This is a genomic window from Gymnodinialimonas phycosphaerae, assembly GCF_019195455.1.
GTDB lineage: Bacteria > Pseudomonadota > Alphaproteobacteria > Rhodobacterales > Rhodobacteraceae > Gymnodinialimonas > Gymnodinialimonas phycosphaerae.
The window spans coordinates 3,375,006-3,401,920 of record NZ_JAIMBW010000001.1 but is presented as its reverse complement, the minus strand read 5'-3'; the positions used below and the strand labels follow the sequence as shown (position 1 = coordinate 3,401,920).

The following is a 26,915-nucleotide window of genomic DNA, read 5'->3' as shown; positions in this document are numbered from 1 at the left end:
GCTATAGTCTGCACGCTTCGGGCTGGCAACGGACGCGCGTGCTGCAAACACCGACTTGAACTGCACCAATTCGACCGTCACCAATGGGCGCAGTATCGGAGGGTCGCTATGCAATTCATGGATCAGTTGAACCGGGCATTCGGTGATGGGGTGCGCGTTGAAGCCCTTCGTGATGTGCAATCGGGGCGTTTGTCCGGCGGCGGAACGGCAGGGTTCGCCGCACGGGCCCTTTCCATTCTCATCGTTTTGACCCCCTTCTCTTTATTGGCGCTGTCAGCTTTGCTCTTCTGGCTTGCACTCTGGAGTGCTTGGTTTTTGCTCTGGGGTGGATTGATCTTGAGCGCCGCACTGTACCTGTGGCCGCGTCGGACAAGAAACACCCTTCCTACCCTGACGCGCGAAGATGCGCCCGGATTGTTCAATCTGCTGGACCAGATGTGCGATATCCTTGGCGCACCTGGCATTGATGGAGTCCACGTCACGCCCGACTTCAACGCCTATTTGGCGGTGTACGGAAAAAACGAGCGGATCGTCGGCATTGGCGGCGCGTTGTGGATCTGCCTGACTCCTCCACAGCGGCTGGCGCTTCTGGCCCATGAAGTCGCTCACCTCGCCAACAATGATCCGGCGCGCATGCACGTGACTGGACGGGCCATGCAAACGCTCGCAGCTTGGCATGATCTGTTTTCGCCTCCCGCAATGATCGATAGCAGCACCAATACGGCCTACGTCAGTGATGGCCGCAGCCTGTTTGGCCAAGTCGTGGGGGCTGTCTTCTGCGCCGGGGTGGAGACGCTGGGCTGGACCCTCGAGCGGCTGATTTTTGCACAAAGCCAACGGGCCGAATATTTCGCCGATGCGCAGGCGAGTACTGTCGCGGGCGTGCCTGCAGTTCGGTCGCTTCTCCATACCCTGATCTTGGCACCCTTGGCCTTCAACGCACTACGCGACCATCACTTTGATGGCGCGTCCAAAGTGCAGGTGTTTGAGCTCATGGCAGAGGCACTGCGCGCAGCCTCCCCGGATCAGATCGCCCACCATCGCGCCATGGCAATGGGCGAACTGATCTCGATCGACTCGACCCATCCGCCGTTCCGGTTTCGGATCGATTTGCTTGACGTACTTAGCGAGAGACCCTCGAGCTTGAGCGTCAAAACTATCCCTTGGCGACAGATCGAGAACGAACTTGCCAACCCGATTGCTGCGGCCGACCGCAAGCTTCTCGATCGCCTTGTTGTTCAATAGAGGCGTGACGTGTTTGGCTGGCTCCCCTTACACCGAACGGCTATGCAGTACGGACCCTCAAGCGCGACTGGACCCCCCATGAGAGACGACCGCAAACCCTTCCGCGATGCCCATCAGGACATCGACTATGCCAAGCACTTGCCGAACACACCGCAGGCGCAATCGCCCGCGTATCGGCTGGCCTTTGCGGATCAGGACTTTCTGACCCGCGATGAGCTTCGCCCCGTGCGCTTGCAGTTGGAACTGCTCAAGCCCGAGATGGGCCTCGACGAGCACGGCATCAAATCCACCGTGGTCCTGTTTGGCGGTGCCCGCATTCCCCGGCCCGAGGACCGCGACGGCGCGCGCAGTGATGCGCTGCGCGATATGTCGAAGTACTACGAGGAAGCGCGCGCGTTTGCCCGTGTCATCACCGAGCGCAGTGTTGCCACCGATTGCTCCGAGAATGTCATCGTCACCGGCGGCGGTCCCGGCGTGATGGAGGCGGGCAACCGGGGCGCAGCCGATGCCGGGGGCTGTTCCATCGGGCTGAACATCGTGCTGCCCCACGAGCAGGAGCCGAACCACTACGTCACGCCAGAGTTGTGCTTCAACTTCCACTACTTCGGCATCCGCAAGATGCATTTCCTGATGCGCGCCAAGGCCATCGCGGTCTTCCCCGGCGGCTTCGGCACCATGGACGAGACGTTCGAGGCGCTGACCCTGATCCAGACTGGCCGGATGGAGCAGGTCCCGGTGCTGCTGTTCGGAGAGGCCTTCTGGCGCGAGATCATCAACTGGGACGCCTTGGTCCGTGCGGGCACGATCAGCGCCGATGACCTGAACCTGTTCCGCTTCGTGGAGACGGCGCAGGAGGCGCTGGATGTGATCGACGGCTGGACGCTGTCTGGCAAACGCGGAGAGATACCGGGGCGGTGATGCGGGGAGTGCTCAAGCTTGAGCACTACCTTAATCATTTGATGCACAAGGAAAAAAGTGTTAACGCACCCTTTGAACACCCATTGCGCGGGCTTTGCGCGCCCCGCACGCGGGCTTAATCGGGCAGGGCGTATTCCACCAAGTTGGTTGCACGCAACGGCATGAAATCATCGTCACTGACCATCGTGGCGATCAGCCTGCCGGTGGCATCGCGCCAGAGACTGAGGCCTTCGAGATTGCCGTGACGCCCGAGGCCTGTCTGCAAGACACGCTCTGCCACAAGCCCTCCATCCCGCGCGAATGTATAGCGGGTCAGGCGGGCGGCGAAGCCCAGGGGCAGGACCGTGCGGCGTTGCAGTAGGTAAAGCCGCCCCTGATCGTCGAAATCCAGCGCGACGGGGGACCAACCGGGGGCGCGGGGCACCTGAGCGAAGACCTGCCACGCGCCTCTGTCCAGCCGTAGCAGGGGGATCGGGCCATCGCCGGGCATATCCTCGGGCAGGGTGTAGAGGCGGCCCGACGTGTCGATGGCCAATCCCTCGAACCCGCCGTTTCGCGGCAGATCCTCGGCCCCTGCAATGGGCGGCGTGACGCTGATCTGGACACCATCGGCCCGGTGATAGGCCACGCGTCCCAAGGGCCCGCCCTCGAACGAGATGGCGAGCGTGCCATCGGGCCGGCGGGCCAAGCCTTCGCTATCGCGTTGACGGCCGGGCAGGTGCACACCTTCGTACCATGTGATTGCTGCCGCACAGCACACGCTGGCTGCCGTGACCCCCGCGGGCCCACGGGTCAGCGATAGGGTGAACAGCGTGCCACGATCCGACAGGACAAGGGCTGTTGCGCCGCTGTTCATGACCTCCACCGCGGAGATGCCGCCGAAGCGCGCCAGACCGGGGGCGGTCAGGCGCACCTCCTGCACGAAGGTCGCCTGCGCGATCGCAGCCGGAGCAAGGATCAGCGCAACAAGCGCGGCGATCAGAACCCGCTGAGCAATGCGGGACATTGGTTGGGCATGTTGCCAAGCGCCACGCGCATGCCACTTGGCGGGCTGGCGGGGGGCGGGTCGTTGTTGGGCGGACCCGGCGGCGGCGGGTTCAGGATCCGCGCGGCACGGTCATAGGCCTCTTGGCAGCCGTCCCCTTGGGGCAGGGGCTGGTTCTGGCAACTGCCGTCGCCACGCGGGCAATTCAGGCGGACGTGAAAATGATAGTGGTGGCCGTTGGCCGGGCGGATATGCGACAGCCAGCTGCGGTCGCCCGTCACGTTCTCGCACAGCCAGACCTTCACGCCGGTGGTGACAAAAATCCGTGCCACGCGCGGATCACTGGCGGCAAGGCGCAGCACCTCGGCGTGATCCGCCGTCCAGTTGCCGTTCACCGATGCGCCGCGCTGTGCCCGGACTGAGATCGACGACAGATTCTCACGCTCTTCCACCGTCAGATCGAGCCGATCGGGCGCCAGCATCCAGATATCGACGTCGATGCCCGACTGGTGGCTGGCATGGCCTGTCAGCATCGGGCCGCCGCGCGGCTGCGCCATATCGCCCACATAAAGCCCGGCCCATGACGTATTGCGCGCGACATCCTGGCTGAGCGTCTGGATATAATCGATCAGCTCTGAATGGCCCCAGTTGCGGTTGCGCGACAGGCGCATGGATTGCCACGTCGGCCCCGTCTCGGCCAATTGCTCGCCCCCGGCGAGGCAGCCGTTGGAGTAGAAGCCGATCGACTCGCTGGCGCCACCGCTGGCGCTGGTCTCGGCCCCGAAATACTGCCGCGCCTCGCTGCTTGAAAGGGTCGTGTCCAGCTGCACCGTGGGACCACCTGCCCCGCAGGCCGCCAGGAACATGAGCGCAAAAGGGAACAATCGTTTCATGATGAAATCTCCTGCGGGTCCGGGACACCTTCAGCGTCCACCCAAAATAGCAAAATCAATCCAACCGTAAAAAGCAACACCAGCGGTAGCATACCCAGCCGTGCATCACCAAACGTCGTCGTGGCCAGAAAGATCAACGCAGGCCCCAGAAACGATGTCGCCTTGCCCGACAGCGCGTAAAGGCCGAACGCCTCCGTCGGCTTGTCGGGGTCCGCGTGGCGGACCATCATGGTGCGGGACGCGGCCTGCAACACGCCGCCTGCGCCGCCGATCACCGCGCCGCATATGAAGAACGCGATGTCCGGCAGGGAAGAGCCTTCGGCCAAGCCGATGCCCCAGATGCTGTCGCGCGTCATGCCAAGGATGAACAGGCACACGCCCATCAGCACGAGGATCATGGCGATGATTACGGGCTTTGGCCCGGTCCGCTCATCCACGATGCCGCCGACCCAGGTGGACACGGCCGAGGTCATCGCCGCGATGACCCCGAAGATGCCGACCTGCGTGATGTCCCAGTTCAGCACCAGCACGGCATAGGTGCCGCCGAAGGTATAAAGTGCGTTCAAGGCGTCGCGGTAGAACATCGAGCCGGCCAGATACGCCGTCAGGCTGATCCGCCTTGGCAAGCTGCGCACCATTACGACCAGATCGCCAAGGGCCCGGCGTGCGCCGCCCGGTTTGGGCGTGCGCGGGGCTTCACGGACCCACAACGCGAAGGGGATCATGAAAATCACGTACCAAGCCGCCATGAACGGCCCGACAAACCGCGTGCCTTCGCGGGTCTCGGCGTCAAATCCCAATAGCGGATCCAGCCCGATCAGGGTCTTGCCGCCATCCTGTTCCACGAACAGCAGGAGCATGATGAACAGGGCCGTCACCCCCCCCGCGTACCCCCAGGCAAAGCCCGAGCCGGATATCCGCCCGATTTCCTCTTTCGATCCCAACTCGGGCAGAAGGGAATTGGTGAAGACCGTGGTGAATTCGGCCCCGATCAGACCGACCCCGAAGGCGATCAGGGCGCCCACAAGGAACCCGCCGTCGGGCATCAGGAACCACAGGCTTGCCGCGCCCAAAACGTAGAAAAGCGAGAACACCACGACCCAGGGCATCCGCTTGCCCGCATTGTCGGCCAAGGCGCCCAACACGGGCGCGCACAGGGCGATGATCACCCCGGTGATCGTCTGCCCCAGCGACCACAGGCTTTGCGCCTGTGCGTCGGCGGCCTGCTCGTCCAGGCCGGTGCCCAGGTAGTAATCCGCCGCGACCGAGGCGAAGTAGGGCCCGAACACGAACGTCAGGCCAAGGGTGAAATACGGCTGGCTGGCCCAGTCAAACGCCCACCAGCCGCGAATGCAGCGCTTCCCCTCGGGCGAGGCGGAATCGTACGGCGGCAGGGACTTGCGGGCAGCGAGTGTTTTCATGGCGCAGACGTTGCCCGCCCACGCGCGCGCTGTCCATGGTCAAGCGGTCCCTCAGAACGCAGGCGGCCAGACCCGTGTCTTGTCCGCCTCAGCCCAGGCCTGCACCCAATCGGGCAAGGCGGGGCTTTCGCCTTCAACCCCGAGCGCTTTTGCGACATCCGCCACCGGGGCCAGCCGCCCCTTGGCCGTTACGCCGGTGCGCAGCAGGGCATGGTTGCAGCAGGTCTCACCACGCCACATGGCCTGTTCGAGGTAGAAAAACTTGTCGTCCCAGCCCAGAAACCGCGTCCGCATCTCAAACTTCTGGAATGTGGTGATCCGCGCCCGGTAGCGCACCGTCGACCCCGCGACGACAAGGCCCCACCGCTGCTGCCGCAGCACGTCCATCAGGCCGATACGGATCGACAGGGCAAAGCGCCCCAGATCCATCAGCGTCAGGATGCGGCCGTTGTTCATCTCCAGAAACCCATCAATATCAACGGGCAGGCAGGTCATCTGCATCTTGTGTGTGTCATAGATGCCCATCGGCGGCAGGCGACGTTCACGCAGCACAAGGCTGCCAAATCTGAGGTAAGGATACATGACCGCTGCATCGCCCGACGCCGGGGCAGGTGCAAGAGCGTCGTGACGTCAAAACACGCCGCGTCGTAAACCATTTCGCAGGCCTTTGCGGCTTCCCTGCTTGCAGCCCCGGGGCCATGCCCCTATTTGCCACGCAACACTCAATGATCAGGACAAAACGCCCATGACCTCTCTCTTCCAGATCCTGATGCTTTTGATCGGCGTCGTGAAGTTCATCGTGATCGCGCACATCATCATGTCGTGGTTGATCAATTTCGGCGTCTTGAACATGCGCCAGCCCCTCGTGGCCCAGATCTGGGACGGGCTGAACCGCCTGTTGCAACCGATCTACGACCCGATCCGCCGCTTTCTGCCCAACATGGGCGGGCTTGATCTGGCCCCTCTGGTGGTGATCCTTGGCGTCTATGCGCTGGAGATCATCCTGCGCAACAACGTGGCGATGTTCCTGTAGACCGGGCCTTTGCCCGGGGTCTGCCCTATATCAATGGTAAATCAATTCAGATGGTCGGCCGCGAAGGCCGCCTCTGATCCCCAGATATCCAGAACGCGCTGATCGCGCCCGCAGGCCTGTCGGTACAGATCATAGGCCACGGACTTTCGGCGCGGGCCGAAGCGGGTGATTACCAGATCGTTCGACCGGTAGTAATCCTGATGATACGCCTCTGCCGCATAGAACGGCGCGGCGTCGCGGATTGGGGTCACGATGGATTGGTCAAGGCTCGCCTCGGCTTCCATGATGGCGCCGCGGGCGATATCCCTTTCCCGATCATCGGCTACGAAAATCGCCGTCGTGTAGCTTTCGCCCCGGTCACAGAACTGCCCGCCCGCATCCAGCGGATCGATGGACCGCAAAAACAGGCGCAACAGCCCTGCATAGGGCAGAACATCAGCGTCATAGGTGATTTCCGCGACCTCCAGGTGCCCGGTCCCGCCGCGTACCACATCGCGGTAATCAGGGTTCGGCACCGAGCCACCCGCAAAGCCCGACACGACCTCGATCACGCCATCGACACGCTCAAAATCGCTTTCGACGCACCAGAAGCAGCCCCCTGCCAAAACAGCGGTGCGGATGTCTTCGGCGTGGGCGCGCGTACCGGACAGGGCAAGGCCGGCAAGGATCGCCATGGACAGGGTAAAGACCTTGATCGACTCGCGGATTGGGCTTCTGGGCATAGGGACCTCCGGATGTTGGCACAACGCTCGCCCATCGCGGGCTTGCATTGCAACCACCACGGGTGTGATCTCACGAGGAAATGAACGGCCCAAGAGGACCCAAAATGATGCGCATTGCCATGTGGTCCGGACCACGCAACCTGTCGACCGCCATGATGTACGCCTTCGGCAACCGCGCCGATTGCGAGGCCTGGGATGAGCCGTTCTACGCCGCCTACCTGGCGGAAACGGGACTGGACCACCCGATGCGCCGCGAGATCCTCGCGTCTCAACCGCCCCAATTCGGCGCCGTGGTAGAACGCATTCTGGCAAAGCCATCGCGGCCGGTTCAATACCTGAAGCTGATGACCCATCACATGCTGCCTGGCTGCGATTTGGGGTGGGCCGAGGGTTTTGCGAACGTCCATCTGCTGCGCCACCCTGCCCGCGTGATCGCAAGCTACACCGCCAAGCGCGCGGTGCCCGAGGTGACGCTGGACGACATCGGGTTCGCGCAAGCCCAACGGATTTACGCCGCCCTTCCCGGCCCCGTCATCGACAGCGCCGACATCCGCGCCGACCCCGAGGCGATGCTGCGCGCCCTGTGTGAGGTCATTGACCTGCCCTTCGATCCTGCCATGCTGTCTTGGCCCGCAGGCTCCAAACCCTTTGACGGCGTATGGGCGCAGCATTGGTACGATGCTGTCCACCGCTCTTCCGGGTTCGCGGCGGCAGAGGGGCCATTGCCCACGGTCGCCCCAGAGCATCGCGCGTTGCTGGACGAGGCCCTGCCCATCTACGAGGGCCTTTTCGCGGCACGCCTGCGCCCGTGACAGTTCTGGAAATCCTGATCGGCATCGCGTTCGTCGCGGGCGCGCTTGCCACCGGATGGGTCTATACGCTGACCGACCGTGGCCGCACGTTGGGACGCGACACCCAGAAGGCCAACCGCCGCGCGCGCTGGTGGCTGCGCAGGGAATTCCTTGGACGTCACTGGCCGTTCATCCTGCTGATCCTTGCCTACACGCTTGGTTTTGGCGTCATCGCCGCGATGGTGTCATAGAAACGTCTCTTGCGGCGTCCCTTGGCCTCTGCCAAATTGGGACATGTCAGCAAACACCGTTACATTCCCAACTTGGCAAGACGTCGCCAGCGACCTCGTTGCCGTAGCCGCAGGCCGTGCCCCCGCTGATCTGGTGATCCGGGGGGCAAACGTCGTGCTCGTGCAGACCCGTGAAGTGATGGAGGGCTGGGACGTTGCCATCAAGCATGGCCGCTTTGCCTATGTCGGCCCCGACGCCAGCCACTGTGTCGGCGAGGGCACCTTGGTGGAGGAGTTGGCGGGCCGCTACCTGATCCCCGGCCTGTGCGACGCGCATATGCATATTGAATCGGGAATGCTGACGCCTGCCGAATTTACCCGCGCCGTGATCCCCCATGGGACGACGTCGATGTTCACCGACCCCCACGAGATCGCCAACGTCTTCGGCCTGCGCGGGGTGCGCCTGATGCATGACGAGGCGTTGATGCAGCCGATCAACGTGTTCACCCAGATGCCCTCCTGCGCGCCGTCTGCGCCGGGGTTGGAGACGACAGGCTTCGAGATCGGCCCCGATGACGTGTCCGAAGCGATGGAATGGCCCGGCATCGTGGGCCTGGGAGAGATGATGAATTTCCCCGGCGTCGTGAACGGGTCGCAACAGATGCTGGCCGAGATCGGCGCAACGCAGGCGGCGGGCAAGACCGTGGGCGGGCATTATGCCTCACCGGATCTGGGGCCTGCCTTCCACGCCTATGCCGCCGGTGGCCCTGCCGATGACCATGAAGGCACCAGTGAAACCGATGCCATGGCCCGGATGCGGCAGGGGATGCGGGCGATGATCCGGCTCGGCTCCGCCTGGTACGATATTGAATCGCAGATCACCACGATCACCGAACGCGGCCTTGATCCGCGCAACATGATCATCTGCACCGACGATTGCTTCGCCAAGACGCTGGTGGAAGACGGCCACATGAACCGCGCCGTGCGCCATGCGATTGACTGTGGATGTGATCCGCTGATTGCCCTGCAAATGGCCACGATCAACACCGCCACCCACTTCGGGCTGGAGCGGGAACTTGGCCAGATCGCGCCGGGCAGGCGCGCGGACATGATCGTGACGTCTGATCTGAAGACCCTGCCGATCGAGGTCGTCTACGGGCGCGGTGTGAAGGTGGCCGAGGGCGGCATCTGCCTTGCTCAGTGCCCCCATCTGGATTGGCCCGAGGATACGCGCCAATCCGTCAACCTTGGCAAGGCGCTGACAGCAGCGGATTTCGAGATCCGATCCGATGCCGCGCAAGTCACGGCCAATGTCATCGGCGTGGTGGAAAATCAGGCGCCCACCAAGGCGCTGGTGATGGACCTGCCCGTCCGCGCCGGCATCGTGGAGCCGGATGGCATTGCCCAGATCGCCCTTGTGGAACGGCACCGCGCAACCGGCGGCGTCACCAATGCTTTTGTCTCCGGCTTCGGCTACGGCCCCGGCATGGCCATGGCCTCCACCGTCGCCCATGACAGCCACCACATGATCGTCGTGGGGACCTGTCGCGAGATGATGGCCAAAGCGGCCATGCGCTTGGGTGACGTTGGCGGCGGGGTCACGTTGTGGCAGGACGGCACAGAGAAAGCCTTGGTGGAACTGCCCATCGCCGGTCTGATGTCCGACAGTCCCGCAGCGGAAGTCGCCGCAAACGTCACGCAACTGGTCGACGCGATGCAGGCCGCTGGCTGCACGCTGAACAACGCCTACATGCAGCATTCGCTGCTGGCGCTTGTGGTGATCCCGGAACTCCGCATCTCGGACCTTGGCCTTGTCGACGTGCGCACGTTCCAGCTCACGCCCGTTCTGGAAGGCGTGAGCCCATGAGCTTCTCGGGCGATGTCCGCGCGGCCCTGCCCCCCGCCCTCCATCTGCCTGACCCCATCGCCCGGACGTTGGACTGGCTGGAGGCCCAGGGCCATGGCGGCACCTTCACCCATGGCGGCGAGCCGTTCCTTGGCATCTACCCGCCCGACCTGCGCGATGCGCCCGGTGCCAGCTTCGTCCTGTTCCATCATGAGGCGGGCCCCCCCTTCCATGACCCTCCCGCCGAGGTCACATCCCGCATCGCCTCTATCGCCAAGATCGCAGGCGATGGCGGCACCTTGGCGCTGTGGGCCGATGCTTCCGATACCCAACACTGCGTGGTCTTCAACCACGGCATTCCCCATGTGCTGACCGATGATCCCCTTGTCGCGCTGCAATTCCTGGCCATCGGCTACGCCGAACCCGGCGCGCTTCTTGATCCGACAATGACCGCCAGGGACCAGGCCCACCACGATATGGCCGACCCGCCGCTGCTGCCCGCCGCCTTCCGCGCGTTCCTTGAGGCAACGTTCCACGTCACCATCCCCCAGCGCGCGTCTGAACTGGGCATCACCATCCCGCCCAACACCGCCCCCGATCCGATCCGCGACTGGCTGGACGAGATGATCCCGCCGCCGGACCCCGCAACAATTCCCGGCATGACCGCCGAGAACCCCTATATGATAACCAAAGAGCTCCGCGAGATTTTGGGCGATGAGGGCGTCGCCATCCTGCGCGAAAGCTACCCCCATGTAATCGAGCCCCATGTAATCGAGCCGCATTTGAACGAGCCCCATTTGAACGAGGACGAATGAACACCCACACCCCCCTCCATATCGAGACCCCAAACCATGGGGAGCCCACCGCCTTCACCGATGCAGGCCAAGCCGTGGCCGAGTTGCAGAAGCTTTACACCGAGGCGACGCAGTTCCTTTGTGATCGCTTTGCGGAAACGTTGACCAGTGCCGCGCCCGAGGGCACGCGCTACCGCGCCTATTACCCCGAGATCCGCCTGCGCACGACGTCTTTCGCCACCATCGACAGCCGCCTCAGCTTCGGCCATGTGTCCGAGCCCGGCACCTACGCCACCACGATCACCCGGCCCGACCTGTTTGAAAATTACCTGCAACAGCAGATCGATCTGCTTTTGCAGAACCACGGCGTCAGCATTTTTGTCGGCCCGTCCATGACACCGATGCCGGTACACTTCGCCGTCGCCAATGACACCACGATCACCGTGCCGCAGGAAGGTGCCGGGAATTTCATCCTGCGCGATGTCTTCGATGTTCCTGATCTGGCAACGACAAATGACGACATCGCCAATGGCCTGGGGTTCACCTACGAGGACGGCGCCCGCCCGCTGGCGCCCTTCACCGCGCAGCGCATCGATTATTCGCTGGCGCGTCTGTCCCACTACACGGCCACCGATCCCGGCCATTTCCAGAACCACGTGTTGTTCACCAACTACCAGTTCTACGTCGATGAGTTCGAGGCCTACGCCCGCGCGCAACTGGCTGATCCTGCCAGCGGCTACACCAGCTTTGTCGCCACCGGGAACACGGTCATCACCGATGCCACAACACCGATCGCGCAACCGGCAAAGATGCCCCAGATGCCAACCTACCACCTGACCCGCGAAGACGGGAACGGGATCACCCTGGTGAACATCGGCGTCGGCCCGTCGAACGCGAAAACGGCGACCGATCACATCGCCGTCCTGCGCCCCCACGCGTGGCTGATGGTGGGACATTGCGCCGGGTTGCGCAATTCGCAGCGCTTGGGCGACTTCGTGCTCGCCCATGCCTACCTGCGCGAAGACAAGGTGCTGGACGATGACCTGCCCGTCTGGGTGCCCGTCCCCGCCCTCGCCGAAATTCAGGTCGCGCTGGAACAAGCCGTTGCCGACACCACCCAGTTGGAAGGGTTCGAGCTGAAACGCATCATGCGCACCGGCACCGTCGCCAGTTTCGACAACCGCAACTGGGAATTGCGCGATCAATCCGGTCCCGTGCAGCGCCTGTCGCAGTCTCGTGCCGTGGCGCTGGACATGGAATCGGCCACCATTGCCGCCAACGGCTTCCGCTTCCGGGTGCCCTACGGCACGCTTTTGTGCGTCTCTGACAAGCCGCTCCATGGCGAATTGAAGCTGCCCGGCATGGCGTCGGACTTCTACAAGGATCAGGTTTCGCGGCATCTACAGATCGGAATTCGCGCCATGGAACAGCTTCGCGAGATGCCTTTGGCGCGCCTGCACAGCCGAAAATTGCGCTCTTTTGAGGAAACCGCCTTCCTTTGAGGGCAGAAAAACGCTCTTAGCCCATATTTTTCAAGGAAAACGCGTTTTGATCCGTTGTGTGGGGCTACTAAACACGGTTAGTTTCGCGCCAACCGGCCCAAGGGCTCGGGGGATAGACAGCAGGAGAATAAGCACATGGCAACCAAACCCATGACCAAGACACAACTCGTCGCCGCTTTGGCCGACGAGATGGGCGGCGACAAGAAAGCCGCGGGCGCAGCACTGGATGCAGTGACGGCCGTGATCACCAAAGAAGTCGCAAACGGCGGCGCCGTGACCATCCCAGGCATCGGCAAAGTCTACTGCCGCGAGCGGCCCGAGCGTATGGTCCGCAACCCCGCCACGGGCGAGCAGATCAAGAAAGAGGCCGACAAGCAGGTGAAAGTCACCATCGCCAAGGCCCTGAAAGATTCCGTGAACGGCTAATTGTCGTCCACCTGAAGACATGAAAGGGTCGCGCCAACAGGGCGCGGCCCTTTTTTCATGCGAAGGGTCAAGATGATGGACGTGCGCGCGGTGGTGATGGGGCTGACGTTTGCCCTGATTTGGTCATCTGCCTTCACATCGGCCCGCATCATCGTAGAAGCCGCGCCGCCGCTTTATTCCCTTTCTGCCCGGTTCCTGATTTCCGGTCTTATCGGCATCTCCATCGCGCTGGCCCTGGGCCAACGCTTCAACCTGACGCGCAACCAATGGCGCGCGGTTCTGATCTTCGGCCTGTGCCAGAACGCGATCTACCTGGGCCTGAATTTCGTGGCGATGCAAACGATCGAGGCGTCTGTGGCGGCGATCATCGCGTCCACCATGCCGTTGCTGGTCGCCCTGGCGAACTGGACGATTTTCAAGGAGCGTCTGCCCCTGATGGGGATCGCGGGCATGGTCGCCGGTTTCGCCGGTGTGGCCCTGATCATGGCCCAGCGCTTTGGTGGCGGCGCGGACCCCTATGGCATCGTCCTGTGTCTGATCGCCGCCGTGGCGCTGACCGCTGCGACACTGACGGTCAAAAGCGCGTCCAGCGACGGCGGCAACCTTTTGATGATCGTCGGGCTCCAGATGATCGTGGGGGCCATTGCCCTGCTGTTCCCTGCGCTGGCGTTCGAGACCCTTACCGTTGAGTGGACCACCCCCTTCATCCTTGCGTTCATCTACACCACGCTGATGCCCGGTCTGGCCGCCACGCTGATCTGGTTCCTGCTGGTGGGCCGCATCGGGGCCACGCGCGCGGCGACCTACCACTTCCTCAACCCCGTGTTCGGCGTCGCCATCGCCTATCTTCTGTTATCCGAGGCGCTCAGCTGGATCGACGCCCTGGGCGTGGCAATCATCGCGGCGGGCATCCTTGCGGTGCAGCGGGCGCGGATAAAGGGCTGACCGCTCACGAACGGTTTAAGTGACAGGTGACACCGGGTGCGGCATCACGTCCCCCATGGAATTCATTCTCGCCTATGCCGCCGGGCTTCTGACCCTGATCAACCCCTGCGTGCTGCCGGTTCTGCCAATCGTCTTGGCGGGGTCGCTGCAATCCAGCCGCTATGGCCCCCTTGCGCTTGCAGGGGGCATGGGCTTGGCCTTCGTCACCCTCGGGTTCGGCGTGATCGCGGCGGGCCACCTTGTGGGCCTGCGCGAGGAAACCGTCAGCCAGGCCGGTGCGATCCTGATGATGGTCTTCGGCGCGGTTCTGATGATCCCGCAACTCTCGGCCCGGTTTGCCACTGCCACCGCAGGTGTCGCATCCCGCGCCGACGACGGCATGCGCGACATGCAGACCGACGGCTGGCAGGGTCAGTTCCTGGGCGGCCTTCTTCTGGGCGCCGTCTGGAGCCCCTGCGTCGGTCCCGTCCTGGGCTCTGCCATATCGCTCGCGTCCCAGGGTGAAGAGCTTTTGCGCGCCTTCTTCATCATGCTCGCCTTCGCCTTTGGCATCGGCACCATCATCGTCACCCTCGGCTATGGCGCGCGCGCTGCCTTGCAAAAACGCATGGGCACGCTGCGCGCCTTCGCGCAGGCCTCTCGCCCGTTCCTTGGGGCCGTGTTCTTCCTCGTCGGTCTCGCCATCTATATGCGTTGGCATCTGATGGCCGAGATCTGGCTGCTCGACCGTATGCCGATCTGGCTACAAGATCTTTCCGTCACCCTTTAACGCCCGGAGTTTCCCATGAACCGCCGTACTCTTATCCTGTCCGCCGCCGCACTCGCGCTGGCACCCGTCACCGCCATGGCCGAGATGATCGCCTATTCCCCCGGCACCGCCGAAGCAGCAATCAACGCGGGCGATACGGTGTTCGTCGATTTCGCCGCCGATTGGTGCTCCACCTGCCGCAGTCAGGAACGCACGATCAACGCCCTGCGCGACGCAAACCCGGCCTATGACGCGAATATCACCTTCTACCGGGTCGATTGGGATCAATACGGCAGCGGCGACCTGGCAACATCCCTTAACGTGCCGCGCCGGTCGACCTTGGTGATGTTCCGCGATGGCGTGGAAGTCGGCCGCGTCGTGGCCGGCACGCGAGAGGCCGATATTCGCGCGCTGCTCGATACCGGACTTTGAGCCAAACGGTCAGCGCCGCATGACCCCGTCGCCGCTGTTGGCGACAACCGTCAGGTTGTCGAGGGTCCAGCGTGCCTCCCCTTCCGCATCCCCCTGCAGGCGGAGCGTCAGCGTTTCGTCGGGCTGCTCCACGCCCAAGTGAACGCGAAGAGTCACGAAATCATCACTAGCGCCGGGCAGGGTTGCCTCAGCCCGGCGCGGACTGACGAAGGTGCTTTGCACGGCAACGCTCAGCCCATCCATCTCTGCGGCGTGAAGATCCACATCGCGAAGGTCGGCAGAATCCGACAGGCTGACGGTCAGCACCTCGGTCCGGCCCAACGCGATATGAAACGCCCCTTGCTCGGCCCAGTCGCCCACCAGATGCAGATCGAACGTCACCTGCGCTGCCGTGGCATCTGCGGGCATCGGGAATGAGCGCTGCACAGGCTCGACCCCGAAAGGACCAAGGACAGGGCCAAGGCCCGGCAGGCGGTCACTTACCGACGCGGGCGTCCATCCGTCGGCGTCAAAACTGAAGTCCTGGAATGCAAGCAGCGTGTCATCGCCGCGCAACTCCCGATAGCCCGTCGCGGTGACCGAATCTGCGTCAACGGCGGTGCGCCACATGGTTCCTACAAGGAACAGGATGGCAATACACGCCACGGCGAGCACCATCCAATCAATCGTTATATGGCCGCGCGGCGACCGATCTGTTTGAGCCTTCTGCCCCATCAGACATCCAATGCTAATTTCCCCAGCACAGCCTTATTTTTGGCGAAATGTGGCTGAAAAAAGGCGAGGATTGGACAGTTTTGCCACATTGTTTGGCACTTTGCACCAAACCGCCGATATCGCATGGATTAGGCGGAAAACCACTTAAGGGTTAACAAAACCTTACCCGATTTTGCCCCGTGTTTCGCCGACCGTGCCACCGATTTGCCCCCTTTGGAGCAGGATGTGGTCCAAAAGCACGCAGGCCATCATCGCTTCACCCACCGGCACCGCCCTGATTCCCACACAGGGATCGTGGCGGCCTTTGGTGATGATCTCGGCCGGTGTGCCCGCCTTGGTGATCGTCGCGCGCGGCGTCAGGATCGAGGACGTCGGCTTCACGGCGAAACGCACGATAACGTCTTGCCCGGTGGAAATCCCCCCAAGGATACCGCCCGCATGGTTGGAGGAATATTCAGGCCCATCCGCGCCCATGAAAATCTCATCGGCATTGGCCGACCCGGTCAGCGCGGCAGCGGCCATGCCGTCGCCGATCTCAACCCCTTTCACGGCGTTTATGCTCATCATCGCGGCGGCCAGATCGGTGTCCAGCTTGCCATAGATCGGCGCGCCAAGACCTGCAGGAAGCCCGCTGGCACGCACTTCGATCACCGCGCCGACGCTGTCGCCGGATTTGCGCAAACCATCGAGGTAATCGGCCCAATCGGACGCCGCCTGTGCGTCGGGCACCCAGAACGGGTTCTCTTCGATCTGCGCCAGATCGAACCGATTCCGGTCAATCCCGTGCGGCCCCATCTGCACCATGTAGCCGCTGATTTTCACCTGCGGGGCCAGCGCCCCCAGCGCCAGCCGCGCCACGCCAGCCGCAGCGACCCGCGCCGCCGTTTCGCGCGCCGATGACCGCCCGCCGCCGCGTGGATCGCGGATCCCGTACTTCTGCCAATAGGTGATGTCGGCATGGCCAGGGCGGAATTTCTCGGCGATATCGCCATAGTCCTTGGACCGTTGATCGGTGTTGCGGATCATCAGCTGGATCGGCGTGCCGGTGCTGCGCCCGTCGTAGACGCCTGACAGGATCTCTACCTCATCGGCTTCACGCCGCTGGGTCGTATACTTGTTCTGGCCGGGCTTGCGCCGGTCCAGCCAATGCTGGATCGACGCCGCGTCGACCTCAACCCCGGGGGGGCAGCCGTCAACCGTCGCCCCCAAGGCAGGCCCGTGGCTTTCGCCCCAGGTGGTGACGCGGAACAGGTGACCGAAAGAATTCATGCTCATGCCTCCCCGATTATCTGGGCCGCGCCCTTTTGCCAAGCCGCCCGTTCTTCCATCGCGCCCACTCTTCCATGAAGCTTGCCGCGCCCTGCGCATTGCCCTACGTCTTGGCGCACCTCGGGGGGCCTCGCGTATCCAAGGATACGCATGGCTGAGATAGCGAAAGCTGACCCGTTGAACCTGAACCGGTTAACACCGGCGGAGGGAAGGTATCGCGGGTAGAAAACCTTCGAACTTCACTTCGCCCCTAGCTTTGGAGGAGTGAGCCATGAACCTCACCAATACCACCATCATCGCTGCGGGTCTGACCCTTTTGACCGGGGCTGCCTCTGCGCAGACCCCCGTCTTGACGGTCTACACCTATGACAGCTTCAATTCCGAATGGGGCCCCGGCCCCGGCGTCGAATTCGCCTTTGAAGAACTCTGCGCCTGCGATCTGCAATTCACCAGCACCGGTGACGGCGCGGCGCTACTGGCCCGCTTGCGGCTGGAAGGCGCACGTTCCGACGCGGACATCGTCCTGGGCCTGGACACCAACCTGATGACAGCCGCCGTGGAAGCGGGCCTGATGGCCGAACATGGTGTGACGCCCGAGGGCCTTACCCTGCCCATCGCGTGGAACAACCCGCACTTCCTGCCGTTCGACTGGGGCTATTTCGCCTTTGTGCACCGCGCCGATATGGACGACGTGCCCGGCAGCTTCGAGGAATTGGCCGCGTCTGACGCGTCCATCGTGATCCAGGATCCGCGGTCCTCTACGCCCGGTCTGGGCCTGCTGATGTGGGTGCAGAACGCCTACGGCGACGAGGCCGCCGCGATCTGGGAAGGCCTGGCCGACAACATCGTCACCGTGACGCCGGGCTGGTCCGAGGCCTATGGCCTGTTCCTGGAGGGTGAGGCCGACATGGTGCTGTCCTACACCACCTCACCGGCCTACCACCTGATCGCCGAGGAAGACGACAGCTACGACGCCGCCTTGTTCAGCGAAGGGCACTACATGCAGATCGAAGTGGGCGGCATCTTGCAGACCGCCGACACGCCTGCATTGGCGCAGCAGTTCATGGAGTTCATGGTCTCGCCCGCGTTCCAGAATGTCATCCCTGAAACCAATTGGATGTACCCCGCCGCCTTGCCCGCCGAAGATCTGCCCGAAGGGTTCGAGACCCTGATGCAGCCCTCGGCCGCGCTGATCTTCACACCGGAAGACGCCGCAAGCGCCCGTGACGAGGCATTGGCCATATGGCAAAACGCGCTCAGCCAATAACGCTGACGCAGATGATCGGCGGGGCGTTTGTCGTGCTGGTCATTCTGACGATCCTGGGGCCCCTTGGCGCGGTGATTTACCGGGCCGAGGGGTTTTCCGGCCTGCGCGCCGCCGACTGGGCCGCCGTGCGCTTCACGCTGCTGCAAGCGGTGCTGTCGGCGCTGGTGTCCTGTCTTGCCGCGATACCCGTGGCCCGCGCGCTGGCGCGGCGGCGGTTTCGCGGGCGCGGCGCGTATATCTCACTTATGGGGGCGCCGTTCATCCTGCCGGTGATCGTCGCTGTCATGGGGCTTCTGGCGATCTTCGGGCGTGCGGGCTGGCTGAATGCGGCGCTGGAGGCCATCGGCGCGGGCACGATCGAGATCTATGGCCTGACCGGTGTTGTCCTGGCCCATGTGTTCCTGAACCTGCCGCTGGCCACGCGGCTTTTGTTGCAGGCCTGGCTTGCCGTCCCGGCTGAACGCATCCGCCTTGCCCATTCACTGAACTTCACCGCCTCCGACATGCGCCGTCATTTCGAGGGGCCGCTTCTGCGAGCCACGCTGCCCGGCGCGGCCCTTGTGATCTTTCTCATCTGCACCACCAGCTTTGCGGTCGCACTGATCCTAGGCGGAGGCCCCTCTGCCACGACGGTGGAACTTGCCATCTACCAAGCCTTCCAGTTCGATTTCGACCTTGGGCGCGCGGCGCTTCTGGGCGTCATCCAGGTCGCCATCTGCGTTGGTGCCGGGGCGATCGCCTGGCGCTTTGCTTCTGCCGCGAACTTTGGCGGCGGGCTGGACCGGCCTGCGATGCACTGGCCCGGCGACAGCCCCCTTGCGCGCTTGTTGGACCGCGCCGCCCTTGTCACCGCCGGGGTGTTTCTGCTGCTGCCGCTGGCCGCTGTCACCGGCCAAGGCATTGGCGCCATCTCGGGCTTGCCCCCGTCGACGTGGGAGGCCGCCCTGCGGTCCATCCTCCTGGCGCTGGCCTCTACCGCGCTGGCTGTGACACTGGCCCTGCCCATCGCGCTTCTGATCGCGGGCAAGGCCTCGCGTGCGGGGCTGGAAGGCGTTGGCCTGCTGTCCATCGCAGTATCGCCGCTGGTCGTGGGCACGGGCCTTTTCATCCTGATCTTCCCCGTGGCCGACCCCGTGGCGCTGTCGCTGCCGATCACCGGCCTTGTGAACGCGCTGGTGGCGCTGCCGTTCCTGTTGCGCGCGCTCATCCCGGCGGCGGTGCAGGCAGAGGCCACCCAGGGTCGCCTTGCCGATGCGCTTGGCATGGGGGGCATGGCCCGGTTGCGCCACGCGATCCTGCCGCGCCTGCGGCGCCCGCTTGGATTTGGCGCAGGTCTGGCGGCGGCGTTTTCCATGGGCGACCTTGGTGTCATCGCGCTGTTCTCGGCCCAGGGGCAAGAGACCTTGCCCCTTGAGATGTACCGCCTGTTCGGTTCGTACCGCACCAACGACGCCCAGGGTGCGGCGGTGCTGCTCATGGCCCTGTCGCTGGGGATGTTCTGGATGTTTGACCGGGGGGGCCGCGTGAATGCTGCGTCTTGAAGGAATCCGCGTAACCCAGGGCAGCTTCACGCTGGCGGCCGATCTGACGATCCCCAAGGGCGCTCGCGTGGCGTTGATGGGCGCGTCGGGCAGCGGAAAATCAACGCTGCTTTCAACGCTGTCGGGGTTCCTTTGGCCGGATGCAGGGCGCATCACCATGGCAGGAGTGGACGTTACAAAGGCGCCGGTTGCGGATCGTCCGATCTCGATCCTGTTTCAGGACGGGAACCTGTTTCCGCATCTGAACGTCTCGGACAACATCGCGCTTGGGATCGCGCCGAACCTCAGGCTGACACCCGAAGACCGCGCGCGCGTGCTGGAGGCGTTGGCGAAGGTTGAGCTGGACGGGATGAGCGACCGGATGCCGTCCGAGCTTTCGGGCGGACAGCAAAGCCGCGTTGCGCTGGCGCGGATGCTGTTGCGGGACAAGCCGATTGCGCTTCTGGATGAGCCGTTTTCCGCGCTCGACCCCGGATTGCGGCGGGAGATGTTGGGGCTGGTCCGCACCCTGTGCGAGGAGACCGGGCAGACGCTGATCATGGCGACGCATGACTTGCGGGACGCCGAAAAACTGTGTGACCGGGTGGTGCTTCTGGACGCCGGAAAAGTGGTGCTGGACGCCCCCCTGAAACAGGCGATCCGGGACCGAAATGGGCCGCTGGAGCCGTGGATGTAGGGGTGCTCAAGCTTGAGCACACCCTCAAGTAATTGATTTCAAACAAAATACGCCGTGAACGTATTTTGAAACGCCCCCCGGCCTGCACCCACGAAAAAACGCGCCCTCAGACCTGAGAGCGCGCTTTGATGTTCAAACCCTGAAACCCGATTACTCGGCGGGTGGCTGACCCTTGGCCCTATTCTGCTGGAGCCGCGCCTTTGGCGCGAGCCTTGACCGGCGCCCAGAGGCGCTTGTTGGTCAGGTACAGCAGGACCGAGAAGATGCCGAGGATGATTACCGCAACAAGACCCATCTGCTTGCGTGCCATCATGTGCGGCTCTGCCGCCCACATCAGGAACGCCGATACGTCTTCGGCCATCTGCGATTCAGTCGCCACGGTGCCGTCGGCATATTCAACGGCCCCTTCCCACAGCGGCGGTGCCATGGAGATCAGGCCACCTTCCATCGTGGTGTTCTCGTAAAGGATCGCACCGTATTGTTCGACTTCTTCACCGGTATAGTGGGTCAGGAGCGAGTAGATGTACTCGGGCCCACCCAGACCGAAGATCAGCGGATTGATCGCCAGACCTTCCGGGCCAGAGAAGCCGGTGCGCGCCTTTGCCATCAGGCTCAGGTCAGGGGCGCCGACGCCGTCGTTGGCCGGGAAGTTGTCGTTCGGGGTTGCCGCACGCCAATCCTCGAGATCGTCATCGTAGACCTCGATGAAGTTTTCATCGATGTAGGCGCGCACCTCGTCCATCGTCCAGCCGATGCCGCCCTCATCCGCGAGCGTGCGGAGGGGGACGTACTGAAGCCCGTGACAGCCTGAGCAGACCTCGGTGTAGACCTGAAGGCCGCGCTGAAGCTGGTCCTGATCGAAGGTGCCGAACGGCCCCTGGAACGAGAACGGCACGTTGGTGATATCACCCCCGCCACCAGCTGCCATCGCGCCGCCGGTGGAGAGAGCCAGCGCTGCGGTGGCGCTGATTGCTAGTTTCCTGAACATTGTCAGATCCTCTCTCATTCTGCCGGGGTCGGCGCGGTGGCCGTACCGGAACCGGGTGTGCCGCCGTGGCTGCGCACTTGGTCGTTGAAGTCGTCTTCGATGGTGTCGGGCTGGGGCAGCGGCTTCTCGATCACGCCCAGAAGCGGCAGGATGATCAGGAAGTATGCGAACCAGTAAGCGGCACCGATCAGGGCGATGTAGGGGTAGATCCCTTCCGCCGGGCGCGCGCCGACCCAGGTCAGCACGACGAAGTTGACCGCGAAGACCCAGAACCACCACTTGAACATCGGGCGATAGCGACCGGACCGAACGCTGGAGGTGTCCAGCCATGGGGCCAGTGCCATCACGATGATGGCGCCGAACATGGCGATCACGCCAAAGAACTTCGCGTCGACGATACCGCCGGTCAGGAAGTCCGCCGCGATCACGACCCAGACCTCGCCGTCGAACGCACGCAGGATCGCGTAGAACGGCAGGAAGTACCATTCGGGCACGATGTGCGCGGGCGTCACCAGGGGGTTGGCCTCGATATAGTTATCGGGGTGGCCCAGGTAGTTCGGCATGAAGCCCACGATGGCAAAGAAGATCACCAGGATCACGGCAAGCGCGAACAGGTCCTTGATCACGAAGTAGGGCCAGAACGGCAGCGTGTCGGCCTCGGCTTCTTTCTTCGAGGTGCGGCGCACTTCGACACCGGTGGGGTTGTTGTTACCCGTGGTGTGGAAGGCCCAGACGTGCACGATCACAAGGCCCAGGATCAGGAAGGGCAGCAGATAGTGCAGCGACAGGAAGCGGTTCAGCGTGGCGTTGTCCACGGCCGGTCCGCCCAGAAGCCAAGTCTGGATGCCTTCGCCGATGAACGGAATGGCGCCAAACAGGCCGGTGATCACGGTCGCGCCCCAGAAGGACATCTGACCCCAGGGCAGAACGTAGCCCATGAACGCGGTGCCCATCATCAGCACGTAGATCAGCATACCGATGATCCACGTGACCTCACGAGGAGCCTTGTAGGAGCCATAGTAGAGGCCCCGGAAGATGTGCAGGTACACGGCAATGAAGAACAGCGAGGCGCCGTTCTGGTGGATGTAGCGAATCGCCCACCCCCCGTTCACGTTGCGCATGATGTGTTCAACCGACGCGAAGGCCATGTCGACATGCGGCGTGTAGTGCATGACCAGCAGGACGCCGGTGATGATCTGCATCACAAGGCAGAAGACGAGCACGATGCCGAAGATCCACATCCAGTTGAGGTTCTTGGGGGTCGGGATCATCAGCGTGTCATAAAGCAAACCGACAACGGGCAAGCGGCGGTGAAGCCACTTTTCGCCGCGCGAATTCGGTTCGTAGTGGTCGTGGGGAATACCACCCATGTGTTTATCCTCCGTTAACCGAGCAAAAGTGTTGAATCATCGATGAACTCTGCCGCGGGAATTGGCAGGTTCTCAGGCGCGGGGCCGCGACGGATGCGTCCGGCCGCGTCGTAGTGAGACCCGTGGCAAGGGCAGAACCACCCGCCGAAGTCACCAGCACCGTCACCGATGGGCACGCAGCCCAGGTGCGTACAAACGCCGATCTGCACCAGCCATTCGCCGGTGTTCTCGCCAGAGAAGTCGGGCAGCGTCCGGTTGGCGTCCGAGGCGTCGGAGCCGTCAGGGATGTTTGCGTTGCGCGCTTCCGGGTCGACCAAGTCACTGACGTCGACCGATTGCGAATCCGCAATCTCGTCTGCGGTGCGGCGACGCACGAAGACCGGCTTGCCCAAAAACAGCACCGTCAGCTGCGTACCGGGCTCGACCCCGGATACATCCACCCGAAGCTGGCTTGCGGCCTGCACGTCGGCCGAAGGGTTCATGGAGTTCACCAGCGGCCATGCCGCCGCGCCTGCTACCACCACCCCGGTGCCAGCCGTGGCGTAGTACAGAAAATCCCGGCGTTCGCCGGACGGATCATGTGTATCTGACACGAGCTCTGCGTCCTTTCTCTCTGGATCCAAACGTCTTTGGACCTGGAAACTTGCGGTTTGGGCCAAGGAATCCCTCCCATGGCCGCGCTACCGCTGCTGTTACTGTTTGATGTTATAGGCGTCCAGCGGACAAACGCGCACAGAGGGGCGGAAATGTCGCAACTTTCACACCATTTCACATCCAGAGGGTGAAATGGGCCACCTTGGACGACGCATGGTTGAATCTAATCCTCGAAAAGGGCGGTGGGCTGGCCGTCGATGGTTTCGGTATTCTTGCGCCGCCAGAAGGCTTCGGTGCCCTCTGGGCCGAGGTCTTCAAAATAGGGGATCATCTCAACGGCGGACCGGTCGGATTTGTAGTCCATGAACGGCACGCCGGACCCGCAGGACATGTTCACCGAAGTGATTTCCATGTCGAAGATCTGCCGTGTGCCGGCCATCTTGGGGAAGCGCGCGGCGGCTTCCGCCCACCCGGCATCGCGGGGGTGCAGCGTCGTGGCCGTGCCATAGAGGCGCAGGATCAGCGCGTCCCCCTCAAAGGCGCAGAACATCAGGGTCATGCGATCCGATTGCAGCAGATGCCCTGCCGTCTCATTACCGCTGCCCGACAGGTTCAGCCACTGGACGTGGGTATCGCTGAGGATGCGCAGGCTATCGGCCCCTTTGGGCGACATGTTCACCCGGCCCATGGGCGCGGCGGTGGCGACGAAAAACATCTGCTGACGCGCGATGAACGCGCGCAGGGTTGCGTTGAGTTTCTTTCCGAGAGGCATGGGGACGCTCCTTTTGGAGAAGGTAGAGAGAACACCTGCGAAAGGCTACAGCTTCACCCGCATCAGCCGGTGCAGGATGCCGGAGCCATCGTCGTATTCTGGCCCATCAGCGACGAACCCCAGCCGCGCATAGAACGGAACAGCGTAGGTCTGACTTTCCAACTCGGCCTGGGTGAAGCCACGCGCCCGGGCGTCTTCCATCAGGGTTTGCATGATGCGCAGACCAAGCCCGGTGCCGCGATGGGCCTGCATCACCGCGACGCGCCCGATCTTGGCGGTGCAGCCCTTGGCGATCACCCGCGCCGTGCCCGCATCTTCCCCCGCAAGGTAGTGCAAACATGTCGCGTCGTGATCGTCCCATTCCTCGGCCTCGGGGATCTGCTGTTCCTCGATGAAGACCGCGCGGCGGATGTCGAAACAGGCCTTCCGCGCGGCGTCGGTTTCTGCCAGCGAGATCTTCATTCCGGGGCGGTTGCCACCATCGAGGGGCGTTCGGCAAACCGTTTGTACCAGGCCGCCAGCGCGTCGCGGCCGCCGCGCCAGTCGCGGTCGCCATGGCGCAGGTCCAGATAACCCAGCGCGCAGGCGACGCTGACCTGACCCATGTCGAGCGGGCCGTAGAGGTGGCTCATCCACTGACGCTCCAACGCATCGAGTGACCGCGTGACCTTCAACCATTGGGCATCGAACCAGTCATTCCACCACAGCTCTTCCGGGCGCAGGCGCTTTTCATAGACGATGCCCACGGCGGCCTCCATGATGCCGTCGCCCGTGGCCTCCAGTGTCAACGTCTCCCACAGGCGACCTGCCGGGTAGAGGCCCGCTTGCGCGCGGTCATCAAGGAAGCGGCACACAACATTGCTGTCGTAGATCGTGGGGCCCCCGTCGCGCACCAGCGCGGGGATCTTGCCAAGGGGATTGGCCGAATTCAGCCGCTCTTCCCCGCCCATCGGCGTGGCCGTGACCTGCACGTAAGGCACATCGGTGATGCCCGCCTCCGCCACCAGAACCCGTGCCTTGCGCACGAACGGAGAGGCGTCAGAGCCCAGAAGTTCAATCATGTCGATATTCCACTATGTGAGTCGCCGTATTCTCAAACGCGCCAGCGCCGTGCCATCCATGCGGAAGCGCGGCCCGAACCGCCCCGCCCGCAGCGTTTTCGTGATCTTTCCCGCCGCCGCCAGTTGTCCGGGGGCCCGGCACACCTGAACGCCATCGGGGGCGGCGTCCATCTCGGCCTCCACGGCGGGCGAGAGCGTGCCGCGCGGCGCGTAGCGTGCGGCGGCAAAACCAGCGACGGCGACCGCGCCATAGCGCAACACGAGGAATGCCATGGGGGGGATGTTCAAAGCCATAAGAGTGTTCTCCTTATGCGCTACCGCCTTCGGCTACATGAGCGCCTGCACTAAATGTAGGTCAGCGGCGCGCCCTTATCAATCGACGGCACGCCGCCGTTCATCAAGGCCCCCAATGTTTCGACCTCATGGCCAATCGGCGATTGCTTGATCGCCTCCGCCGCGCCCTGGCGCGCGGCATCGGGCTTGTTCTGGTTCAGCTTCCACGTCCCCTCGACCTCTTGCACTTCGAGCCGGAAGGGCAGGATCTGGCGCATCATCCGATCCAGCGCGTCGTCGGACATCTTTTCCGTCGTCCAGGCCGGCTTCGGGGCCAGGCGCCCCTCGAAATGCCCGGACAGACGGTCCAGATGCTCACGCATCAGATCGCCGTCCATGGGCATCAGGACGCCACGCAGGTGAATCGCGACGTAGTTCCACGTCGGCACTTGATCCGGGATCTCGTACCAGTCCGGCGACACGTATCCATCGGGGCCATTCACCGCGATTACTGCGGGTGTGGCTTGCGTCACATGCCGCGCGATCGGGTTGGAGCGCACGAGATGCAGTTCCGCCATGCGCCCCGCCTGGTCCAGAAAAAACGGGACGTGACTGATCATGGGGGCCGGATCACCATTCAGGCACAACATCCCGAATCCGCGTTTGTGACACATCGCGATGTTGGAGAAGGCGGGCTCTTGGCGGAAAGCTGGGTTGGGATGCATAAAGTTGGCCTCGTTACAGGTGGGCGCACGACGCCAGAAGCTTTTGCTTTGACTGCCCATTGATACATGCGTTCAAGATATGGCCCACGGCCTGATCTTTTGCGAATACAACCTCTGCAATCTGCTTGGTCCGACCGTTTTTTCGGCTTTCCATCAAGGTGTTGTGGATTTGCCCTATCTGTTTGGACAGGTCCGTGCAACTTCCCCCGGTTAGTAGTCATCTCCCCCCATCATCGGGGGGCCTGCGAGCGCGTCAATGGCGCGGGCAAATGGCTGCTCACATCGGCGGACGTCAACCTGTCGCCAATTCGCCTCGTCGAACGCACTACATCGCGCGATCATGTCCTGTGGTCCGTAAGTCACCGTATCGCCGGGCACCAAATGGTATTCCAACGCAGTTTCCCCATCCAGGCGATCTGACGCGACCAAGGCAACCCGGTAGGTGGTTCCATCATATTCGTAGGTGCCAACCCACCTTTGAAACGTGACCCCAACCGAGAGGCAGGCCGATACCGTCAGAACCAAGGCTGACCCGACTATTGCTTTCCACATCGAAACTGATCCTTCCAAAAAATCTTCGGGCCGTGACAGCGACTGAAGATACAATGTGAGGCATCGCATCGGATCAGGCTTCACGGGCCAGAGTGCTGAAATGTGACAGGTTTGTTTCACGGAACTGCCCCGGCAGGCACAACGTGCCACGCCGTCGGAAACGCCTATTTCTTAGGCATCAA

31 protein-coding genes and 1 riboswitch are annotated in these 26,915 nt (G+C 63.1%); of the genes, 15 read left to right on the top strand and 16 right to left on the bottom strand.

What is annotated here, in order from left to right; genetic code table 11:
• The first annotated feature begins 108 nt into the window (after positions 1 to 108).
• Together KUL25_RS16845 and KUL25_RS16840 are read left to right on the top strand one after the other, a co-directional pair.
• A complete protein-coding gene (locus KUL25_RS16845; RefSeq protein WP_257893976.1) occupies positions 109 to 1,245 on the top strand; it encodes a M48 family metallopeptidase in 1,137 nt (378 codons plus the stop codon).
• 78 nt (positions 1,246 to 1,323) lie between these two features.
• The gene (locus KUL25_RS16840) at positions 1,324 to 2,163 is read left to right on the top strand and encodes an LOG family protein (protein ID WP_257893975.1); all 840 of its coding nucleotides are present in this window, start codon (positions 1,324 to 1,326) and stop codon (positions 2,161 to 2,163) included.
• A gap of 115 nt (positions 2,164 to 2,278) precedes the next feature.
• Here KUL25_RS16840 and KUL25_RS16835 read toward each other — a convergent pair whose 3' ends face one another.
• The 4 genes from KUL25_RS16835 to KUL25_RS16820 are packed head-to-tail and all read right to left on the bottom strand — an operon-like array spanning position 2,279 to position 6,044.
• A complete protein-coding gene (locus KUL25_RS16835; protein ID WP_257893974.1) occupies positions 2,279 to 3,169 on the bottom strand; it encodes an esterase-like activity of phytase family protein in 891 nt (296 codons plus the stop codon).
• Positions 3,142 to 4,041, bottom strand: a complete 900-nt coding sequence (gene mepA, locus KUL25_RS16830) for a penicillin-insensitive murein endopeptidase (RefSeq protein ID WP_257893973.1) — start codon at positions 4,039 to 4,041, stop codon at positions 3,142 to 3,144. Before mepA ends, KUL25_RS16835 begins: the two co-directional genes overlap by 28 nt.
• Positions 4,038 to 5,462 carry an MFS transporter gene (locus KUL25_RS16825; protein WP_257893972.1) on the bottom strand — a complete coding sequence of 475 codons (1,425 nt, stop codon included), beginning with the start codon at positions 5,460 to 5,462 and terminating at the stop codon, positions 4,038 to 4,040. Before KUL25_RS16825 ends, mepA begins: the two co-directional genes overlap by 4 nt.
• Positions 5,463 to 5,513: 51 nt before the next feature.
• Positions 5,514 to 6,044, bottom strand: coding sequence for an acyl-CoA thioesterase (locus tag KUL25_RS16820; RefSeq protein ID WP_257893971.1), 531 nt, complete (start codon positions 6,042 to 6,044; stop codon positions 5,514 to 5,516).
• Between the two features lie 163 nt (positions 6,045 to 6,207).
• On the opposite strand from KUL25_RS16820, the gene KUL25_RS16815 reads away from it, so the two are divergent.
• The gene (locus KUL25_RS16815) at positions 6,208 to 6,495 is read left to right on the top strand and encodes a YggT family protein (RefSeq protein ID WP_068357581.1); all 288 of its coding nucleotides are present in this window, start codon (positions 6,208 to 6,210) and stop codon (positions 6,493 to 6,495) included.
• Between the two features lie 41 nt (positions 6,496 to 6,536).
• On the opposite strand, the gene msrA is transcribed toward KUL25_RS16815, so the two are convergent.
• On the bottom strand, positions 6,537 to 7,217 hold the full coding sequence (gene msrA, locus KUL25_RS16810) for a peptide-methionine (S)-S-oxide reductase MsrA (RefSeq protein ID WP_257893970.1): 681 nt from the start codon (positions 7,215 to 7,217) through the stop codon (positions 6,537 to 6,539).
• Between the two features lie 107 nt (positions 7,218 to 7,324).
• Here msrA and KUL25_RS16805 point away from each other — a divergent pair, with 107 nt between their 5' ends.
• The 9 genes from KUL25_RS16805 (at position 7,325) to KUL25_RS16765 (ending at position 14,931) form a co-directional block, all read left to right on the top strand.
• On the top strand, positions 7,325 to 8,029 hold the full coding sequence (locus KUL25_RS16805) for a sulfotransferase-like domain-containing protein (protein WP_257894888.1): 705 nt from the start codon (positions 7,325 to 7,327) through the stop codon (positions 8,027 to 8,029).
• Complete coding sequence (locus KUL25_RS16800) at positions 8,026 to 8,259, top strand: hypothetical protein (RefSeq protein WP_257893969.1); 234 nt, start codon at positions 8,026 to 8,028, stop codon at positions 8,257 to 8,259. Before KUL25_RS16805 ends, KUL25_RS16800 begins: the two co-directional genes overlap by 4 nt.
• Before the next feature lie 43 nt (positions 8,260 to 8,302).
• Positions 8,303 to 10,105: an adenine deaminase gene (locus tag KUL25_RS16795; RefSeq protein WP_257893968.1), complete on the top strand. Its 1,803-nt coding sequence runs from the start codon at positions 8,303 to 8,305 to the stop codon at positions 10,103 to 10,105.
• Positions 10,102 to 10,899: a hypothetical protein gene (locus tag KUL25_RS16790; RefSeq protein ID WP_257893967.1), complete on the top strand. Its 798-nt coding sequence runs from the start codon at positions 10,102 to 10,104 to the stop codon at positions 10,897 to 10,899. Before KUL25_RS16795 ends, KUL25_RS16790 begins: the two co-directional genes overlap by 4 nt.
• The gene (locus KUL25_RS16785; protein ID WP_257893966.1) at positions 10,896 to 12,380 is read left to right on the top strand and encodes an AMP nucleosidase; all 1,485 of its coding nucleotides are present in this window, start codon (positions 10,896 to 10,898) and stop codon (positions 12,378 to 12,380) included. Before KUL25_RS16790 ends, KUL25_RS16785 begins: the two co-directional genes overlap by 4 nt.
• A 135-nt stretch (positions 12,381 to 12,515) precedes the next feature.
• Entirely contained in the window at positions 12,516 to 12,806 is a 291-nt protein-coding gene (locus KUL25_RS16780) for an HU family DNA-binding protein (RefSeq protein ID WP_082916558.1), read from the top strand.
• A gap of 75 nt (positions 12,807 to 12,881) precedes the next feature.
• A complete protein-coding gene (locus KUL25_RS16775) occupies positions 12,882 to 13,751 on the top strand; it encodes a DMT family transporter (protein WP_257894887.1) in 870 nt (289 codons plus the stop codon).
• 55 nt (positions 13,752 to 13,806) lie between these two features.
• Positions 13,807 to 14,520 (top strand): cytochrome c biogenesis CcdA family protein, encoded by a 714-nt coding sequence (locus KUL25_RS16770; protein ID WP_257893965.1) that lies wholly within the window; start codon positions 13,807 to 13,809, stop codon positions 14,518 to 14,520.
• A gap of 15 nt (positions 14,521 to 14,535) precedes the next feature.
• Entirely contained in the window at positions 14,536 to 14,931 is a 396-nt protein-coding gene (locus KUL25_RS16765) for a thioredoxin family protein (RefSeq protein WP_068357606.1), read from the top strand.
• Positions 14,932 to 14,940: 9 nt separating this feature from the next.
• On the opposite strand, the gene KUL25_RS16760 is transcribed toward KUL25_RS16765, so the two are convergent.
• The gene (locus KUL25_RS16760) at positions 14,941 to 15,576 is read right to left on the bottom strand and encodes a hypothetical protein (protein WP_257893964.1); all 636 of its coding nucleotides are present in this window, start codon (positions 15,574 to 15,576) and stop codon (positions 14,941 to 14,943) included.
• 231 nt (positions 15,577 to 15,807) lie between these two features.
• A complete protein-coding gene (aroC, locus tag KUL25_RS16755; RefSeq protein WP_257893963.1) occupies positions 15,808 to 16,920 on the bottom strand; it encodes a chorismate synthase in 1,113 nt (370 codons plus the stop codon).
• A gap of 105 nt (positions 16,921 to 17,025) precedes the next feature.
• A riboswitch (TPP riboswitch) is annotated at positions 17,026 to 17,141 on the top strand.
• A 44-nt stretch (positions 17,142 to 17,185) separates the two neighbouring features.
• On the opposite strand from aroC, the gene thiB reads away from it, so the two are divergent.
• From thiB to KUL25_RS16740, 3 genes are read left to right on the top strand one after another with little or no spacing between them, the layout of a single operon-like run.
• The gene (gene thiB, locus KUL25_RS16750) at positions 17,186 to 18,181 is read left to right on the top strand and encodes a thiamine ABC transporter substrate binding subunit (protein WP_257893962.1); all 996 of its coding nucleotides are present in this window, start codon (positions 17,186 to 17,188) and stop codon (positions 18,179 to 18,181) included.
• Positions 18,157 to 19,722: a thiamine/thiamine pyrophosphate ABC transporter permease ThiP gene (locus tag KUL25_RS16745; protein ID WP_257893961.1), complete on the top strand. Its 1,566-nt coding sequence runs from the start codon at positions 18,157 to 18,159 to the stop codon at positions 19,720 to 19,722. Before thiB ends, KUL25_RS16745 begins: the two co-directional genes overlap by 25 nt.
• Positions 19,709 to 20,398 (top strand): thiamine ABC transporter ATP-binding protein, encoded by a 690-nt coding sequence (locus KUL25_RS16740; RefSeq protein WP_257893960.1) that lies wholly within the window; start codon positions 19,709 to 19,711, stop codon positions 20,396 to 20,398. Before KUL25_RS16745 ends, KUL25_RS16740 begins: the two co-directional genes overlap by 14 nt.
• Positions 20,399 to 20,576: 178 nt before the next feature.
• On the opposite strand, the gene KUL25_RS16735 is transcribed toward KUL25_RS16740, so the two are convergent.
• From KUL25_RS16735 to KUL25_RS16695, 9 genes are all read right to left on the bottom strand, one after another.
• On the bottom strand, positions 20,577 to 21,386 hold the full coding sequence (locus tag KUL25_RS16735; RefSeq protein WP_257893959.1) for a cytochrome c1: 810 nt from the start codon (positions 21,384 to 21,386) through the stop codon (positions 20,577 to 20,579).
• 14 nt (positions 21,387 to 21,400) lie between these two features.
• Positions 21,401 to 22,756 (bottom strand): cytochrome b, encoded by a 1,356-nt coding sequence (locus KUL25_RS16730; protein ID WP_257893958.1) that lies wholly within the window; start codon positions 22,754 to 22,756, stop codon positions 21,401 to 21,403.
• Between the two features lie 14 nt (positions 22,757 to 22,770).
• On the bottom strand, positions 22,771 to 23,349 hold the full coding sequence (petA, locus tag KUL25_RS16725) for a ubiquinol-cytochrome c reductase iron-sulfur subunit (protein ID WP_257893957.1): 579 nt from the start codon (positions 23,347 to 23,349) through the stop codon (positions 22,771 to 22,773).
• A gap of 224 nt (positions 23,350 to 23,573) precedes the next feature.
• Positions 23,574 to 24,122, bottom strand: coding sequence for a pyridoxamine 5'-phosphate oxidase family protein (locus KUL25_RS16720; RefSeq protein ID WP_257893956.1), 549 nt, complete (start codon positions 24,120 to 24,122; stop codon positions 23,574 to 23,576).
• Between the two features lie 45 nt (positions 24,123 to 24,167).
• Positions 24,168 to 24,584, bottom strand: coding sequence for a GNAT family N-acetyltransferase (locus tag KUL25_RS16715; RefSeq protein ID WP_257893955.1), 417 nt, complete (start codon positions 24,582 to 24,584; stop codon positions 24,168 to 24,170).
• Positions 24,581 to 25,180, bottom strand: coding sequence for a glutathione S-transferase (locus KUL25_RS16710; protein ID WP_257894886.1), 600 nt, complete (start codon positions 25,178 to 25,180; stop codon positions 24,581 to 24,583). The genes KUL25_RS16715 and KUL25_RS16710 overlap by 4 nt, the downstream gene beginning before the upstream one ends.
• A gap of 15 nt (positions 25,181 to 25,195) precedes the next feature.
• Positions 25,196 to 25,477, bottom strand: coding sequence for a hypothetical protein (locus KUL25_RS16705; RefSeq protein ID WP_257893954.1), 282 nt, complete (start codon positions 25,475 to 25,477; stop codon positions 25,196 to 25,198).
• Between the two features lie 50 nt (positions 25,478 to 25,527).
• Positions 25,528 to 26,181, bottom strand: a complete 654-nt coding sequence (locus KUL25_RS16700; RefSeq protein WP_257893953.1) for an FMN-binding negative transcriptional regulator — start codon at positions 26,179 to 26,181, stop codon at positions 25,528 to 25,530.
• A 210-nt stretch (positions 26,182 to 26,391) separates the two neighbouring features.
• Positions 26,392 to 26,733 carry a hypothetical protein gene (locus KUL25_RS16695; RefSeq protein WP_257893952.1) on the bottom strand — a complete coding sequence of 114 codons (342 nt, stop codon included), beginning with the start codon at positions 26,731 to 26,733 and terminating at the stop codon, positions 26,392 to 26,394.
• Positions 26,734 to 26,915 lie beyond the last annotated feature (182 nt).

Coding starts and splice junctions, on each gene's coding strand:
- KUL25_RS16845 (WP_257893976.1), top strand. CDS start 109: ATGCAATTCATGGATCAGTTGAACCGGGCATTCGGTGATGGGGTGCGC.
- KUL25_RS16840 (WP_257893975.1), top strand. CDS start 1,324: ATGAGAGACGACCGCAAACCCTTCCGCGATGCCCATCAGGACATCGAC.
- KUL25_RS16835 (WP_257893974.1), bottom strand. CDS start 3,169: ATGTCCCGCATTGCTCAGCGGGTTCTGATCGCCGCGCTTGTTGCGCTG.
- mepA (WP_257893973.1), bottom strand. CDS start 4,041: ATGAAACGATTGTTCCCTTTTGCGCTCATGTTCCTGGCGGCCTGCGGG.
- KUL25_RS16825 (WP_257893972.1), bottom strand. CDS start 5,462: ATGAAAACACTCGCTGCCCGCAAGTCCCTGCCGCCGTACGATTCCGCC.
- KUL25_RS16820 (WP_257893971.1), bottom strand. CDS start 6,044: ATGTATCCTTACCTCAGATTTGGCAGCCTTGTGCTGCGTGAACGTCGC.
- KUL25_RS16815 (WP_068357581.1), top strand. CDS start 6,208: ATGACCTCTCTCTTCCAGATCCTGATGCTTTTGATCGGCGTCGTGAAG.
- msrA (WP_257893970.1), bottom strand. CDS start 7,217: ATGCCCAGAAGCCCAATCCGCGAGTCGATCAAGGTCTTTACCCTGTCC.
- KUL25_RS16805 (WP_257894888.1), top strand. CDS start 7,325: ATGCGCATTGCCATGTGGTCCGGACCACGCAACCTGTCGACCGCCATG.
- KUL25_RS16795 (WP_257893968.1), top strand. CDS start 8,303: ATGTCAGCAAACACCGTTACATTCCCAACTTGGCAAGACGTCGCCAGC.
- KUL25_RS16790 (WP_257893967.1), top strand. CDS start 10,102: ATGAGCTTCTCGGGCGATGTCCGCGCGGCCCTGCCCCCCGCCCTCCAT.
- KUL25_RS16785 (WP_257893966.1), top strand. CDS start 10,896: ATGAACACCCACACCCCCCTCCATATCGAGACCCCAAACCATGGGGAG.
- KUL25_RS16780 (WP_082916558.1), top strand. CDS start 12,516: ATGGCAACCAAACCCATGACCAAGACACAACTCGTCGCCGCTTTGGCC.
- KUL25_RS16775 (WP_257894887.1), top strand. CDS start 12,882: ATGGACGTGCGCGCGGTGGTGATGGGGCTGACGTTTGCCCTGATTTGG.
- KUL25_RS16770 (WP_257893965.1), top strand. CDS start 13,807: ATGGAATTCATTCTCGCCTATGCCGCCGGGCTTCTGACCCTGATCAAC.
- KUL25_RS16765 (WP_068357606.1), top strand. CDS start 14,536: ATGAACCGCCGTACTCTTATCCTGTCCGCCGCCGCACTCGCGCTGGCA.
- aroC (WP_257893963.1), bottom strand. CDS start 16,920: ATGAGCATGAATTCTTTCGGTCACCTGTTCCGCGTCACCACCTGGGGC.
- thiB (WP_257893962.1), top strand. CDS start 17,186: ATGAACCTCACCAATACCACCATCATCGCTGCGGGTCTGACCCTTTTG.
- KUL25_RS16745 (WP_257893961.1), top strand. CDS start 18,157: ATGGCAAAACGCGCTCAGCCAATAACGCTGACGCAGATGATCGGCGGG.
- KUL25_RS16740 (WP_257893960.1), top strand. CDS start 19,709: ATGCTGCGTCTTGAAGGAATCCGCGTAACCCAGGGCAGCTTCACGCTG.
- KUL25_RS16735 (WP_257893959.1), bottom strand. CDS start 21,386: ATGTTCAGGAAACTAGCAATCAGCGCCACCGCAGCGCTGGCTCTCTCC.
- KUL25_RS16730 (WP_257893958.1), bottom strand. CDS start 22,756: ATGGGTGGTATTCCCCACGACCACTACGAACCGAATTCGCGCGGCGAA.
- KUL25_RS16720 (WP_257893956.1), bottom strand. CDS start 24,122: ATGCCTCTCGGAAAGAAACTCAACGCAACCCTGCGCGCGTTCATCGCG.
- KUL25_RS16715 (WP_257893955.1), bottom strand. CDS start 24,584: ATGAAGATCTCGCTGGCAGAAACCGACGCCGCGCGGAAGGCCTGTTTC.
- KUL25_RS16705 (WP_257893954.1), bottom strand. CDS start 25,477: ATGGCTTTGAACATCCCCCCCATGGCATTCCTCGTGTTGCGCTATGGC.
- KUL25_RS16700 (WP_257893953.1), bottom strand. CDS start 26,181: ATGCATCCCAACCCAGCTTTCCGCCAAGAGCCCGCCTTCTCCAACATC.
- KUL25_RS16695 (WP_257893952.1), bottom strand. CDS start 26,733: ATGTGGAAAGCAATAGTCGGGTCAGCCTTGGTTCTGACGGTATCGGCC.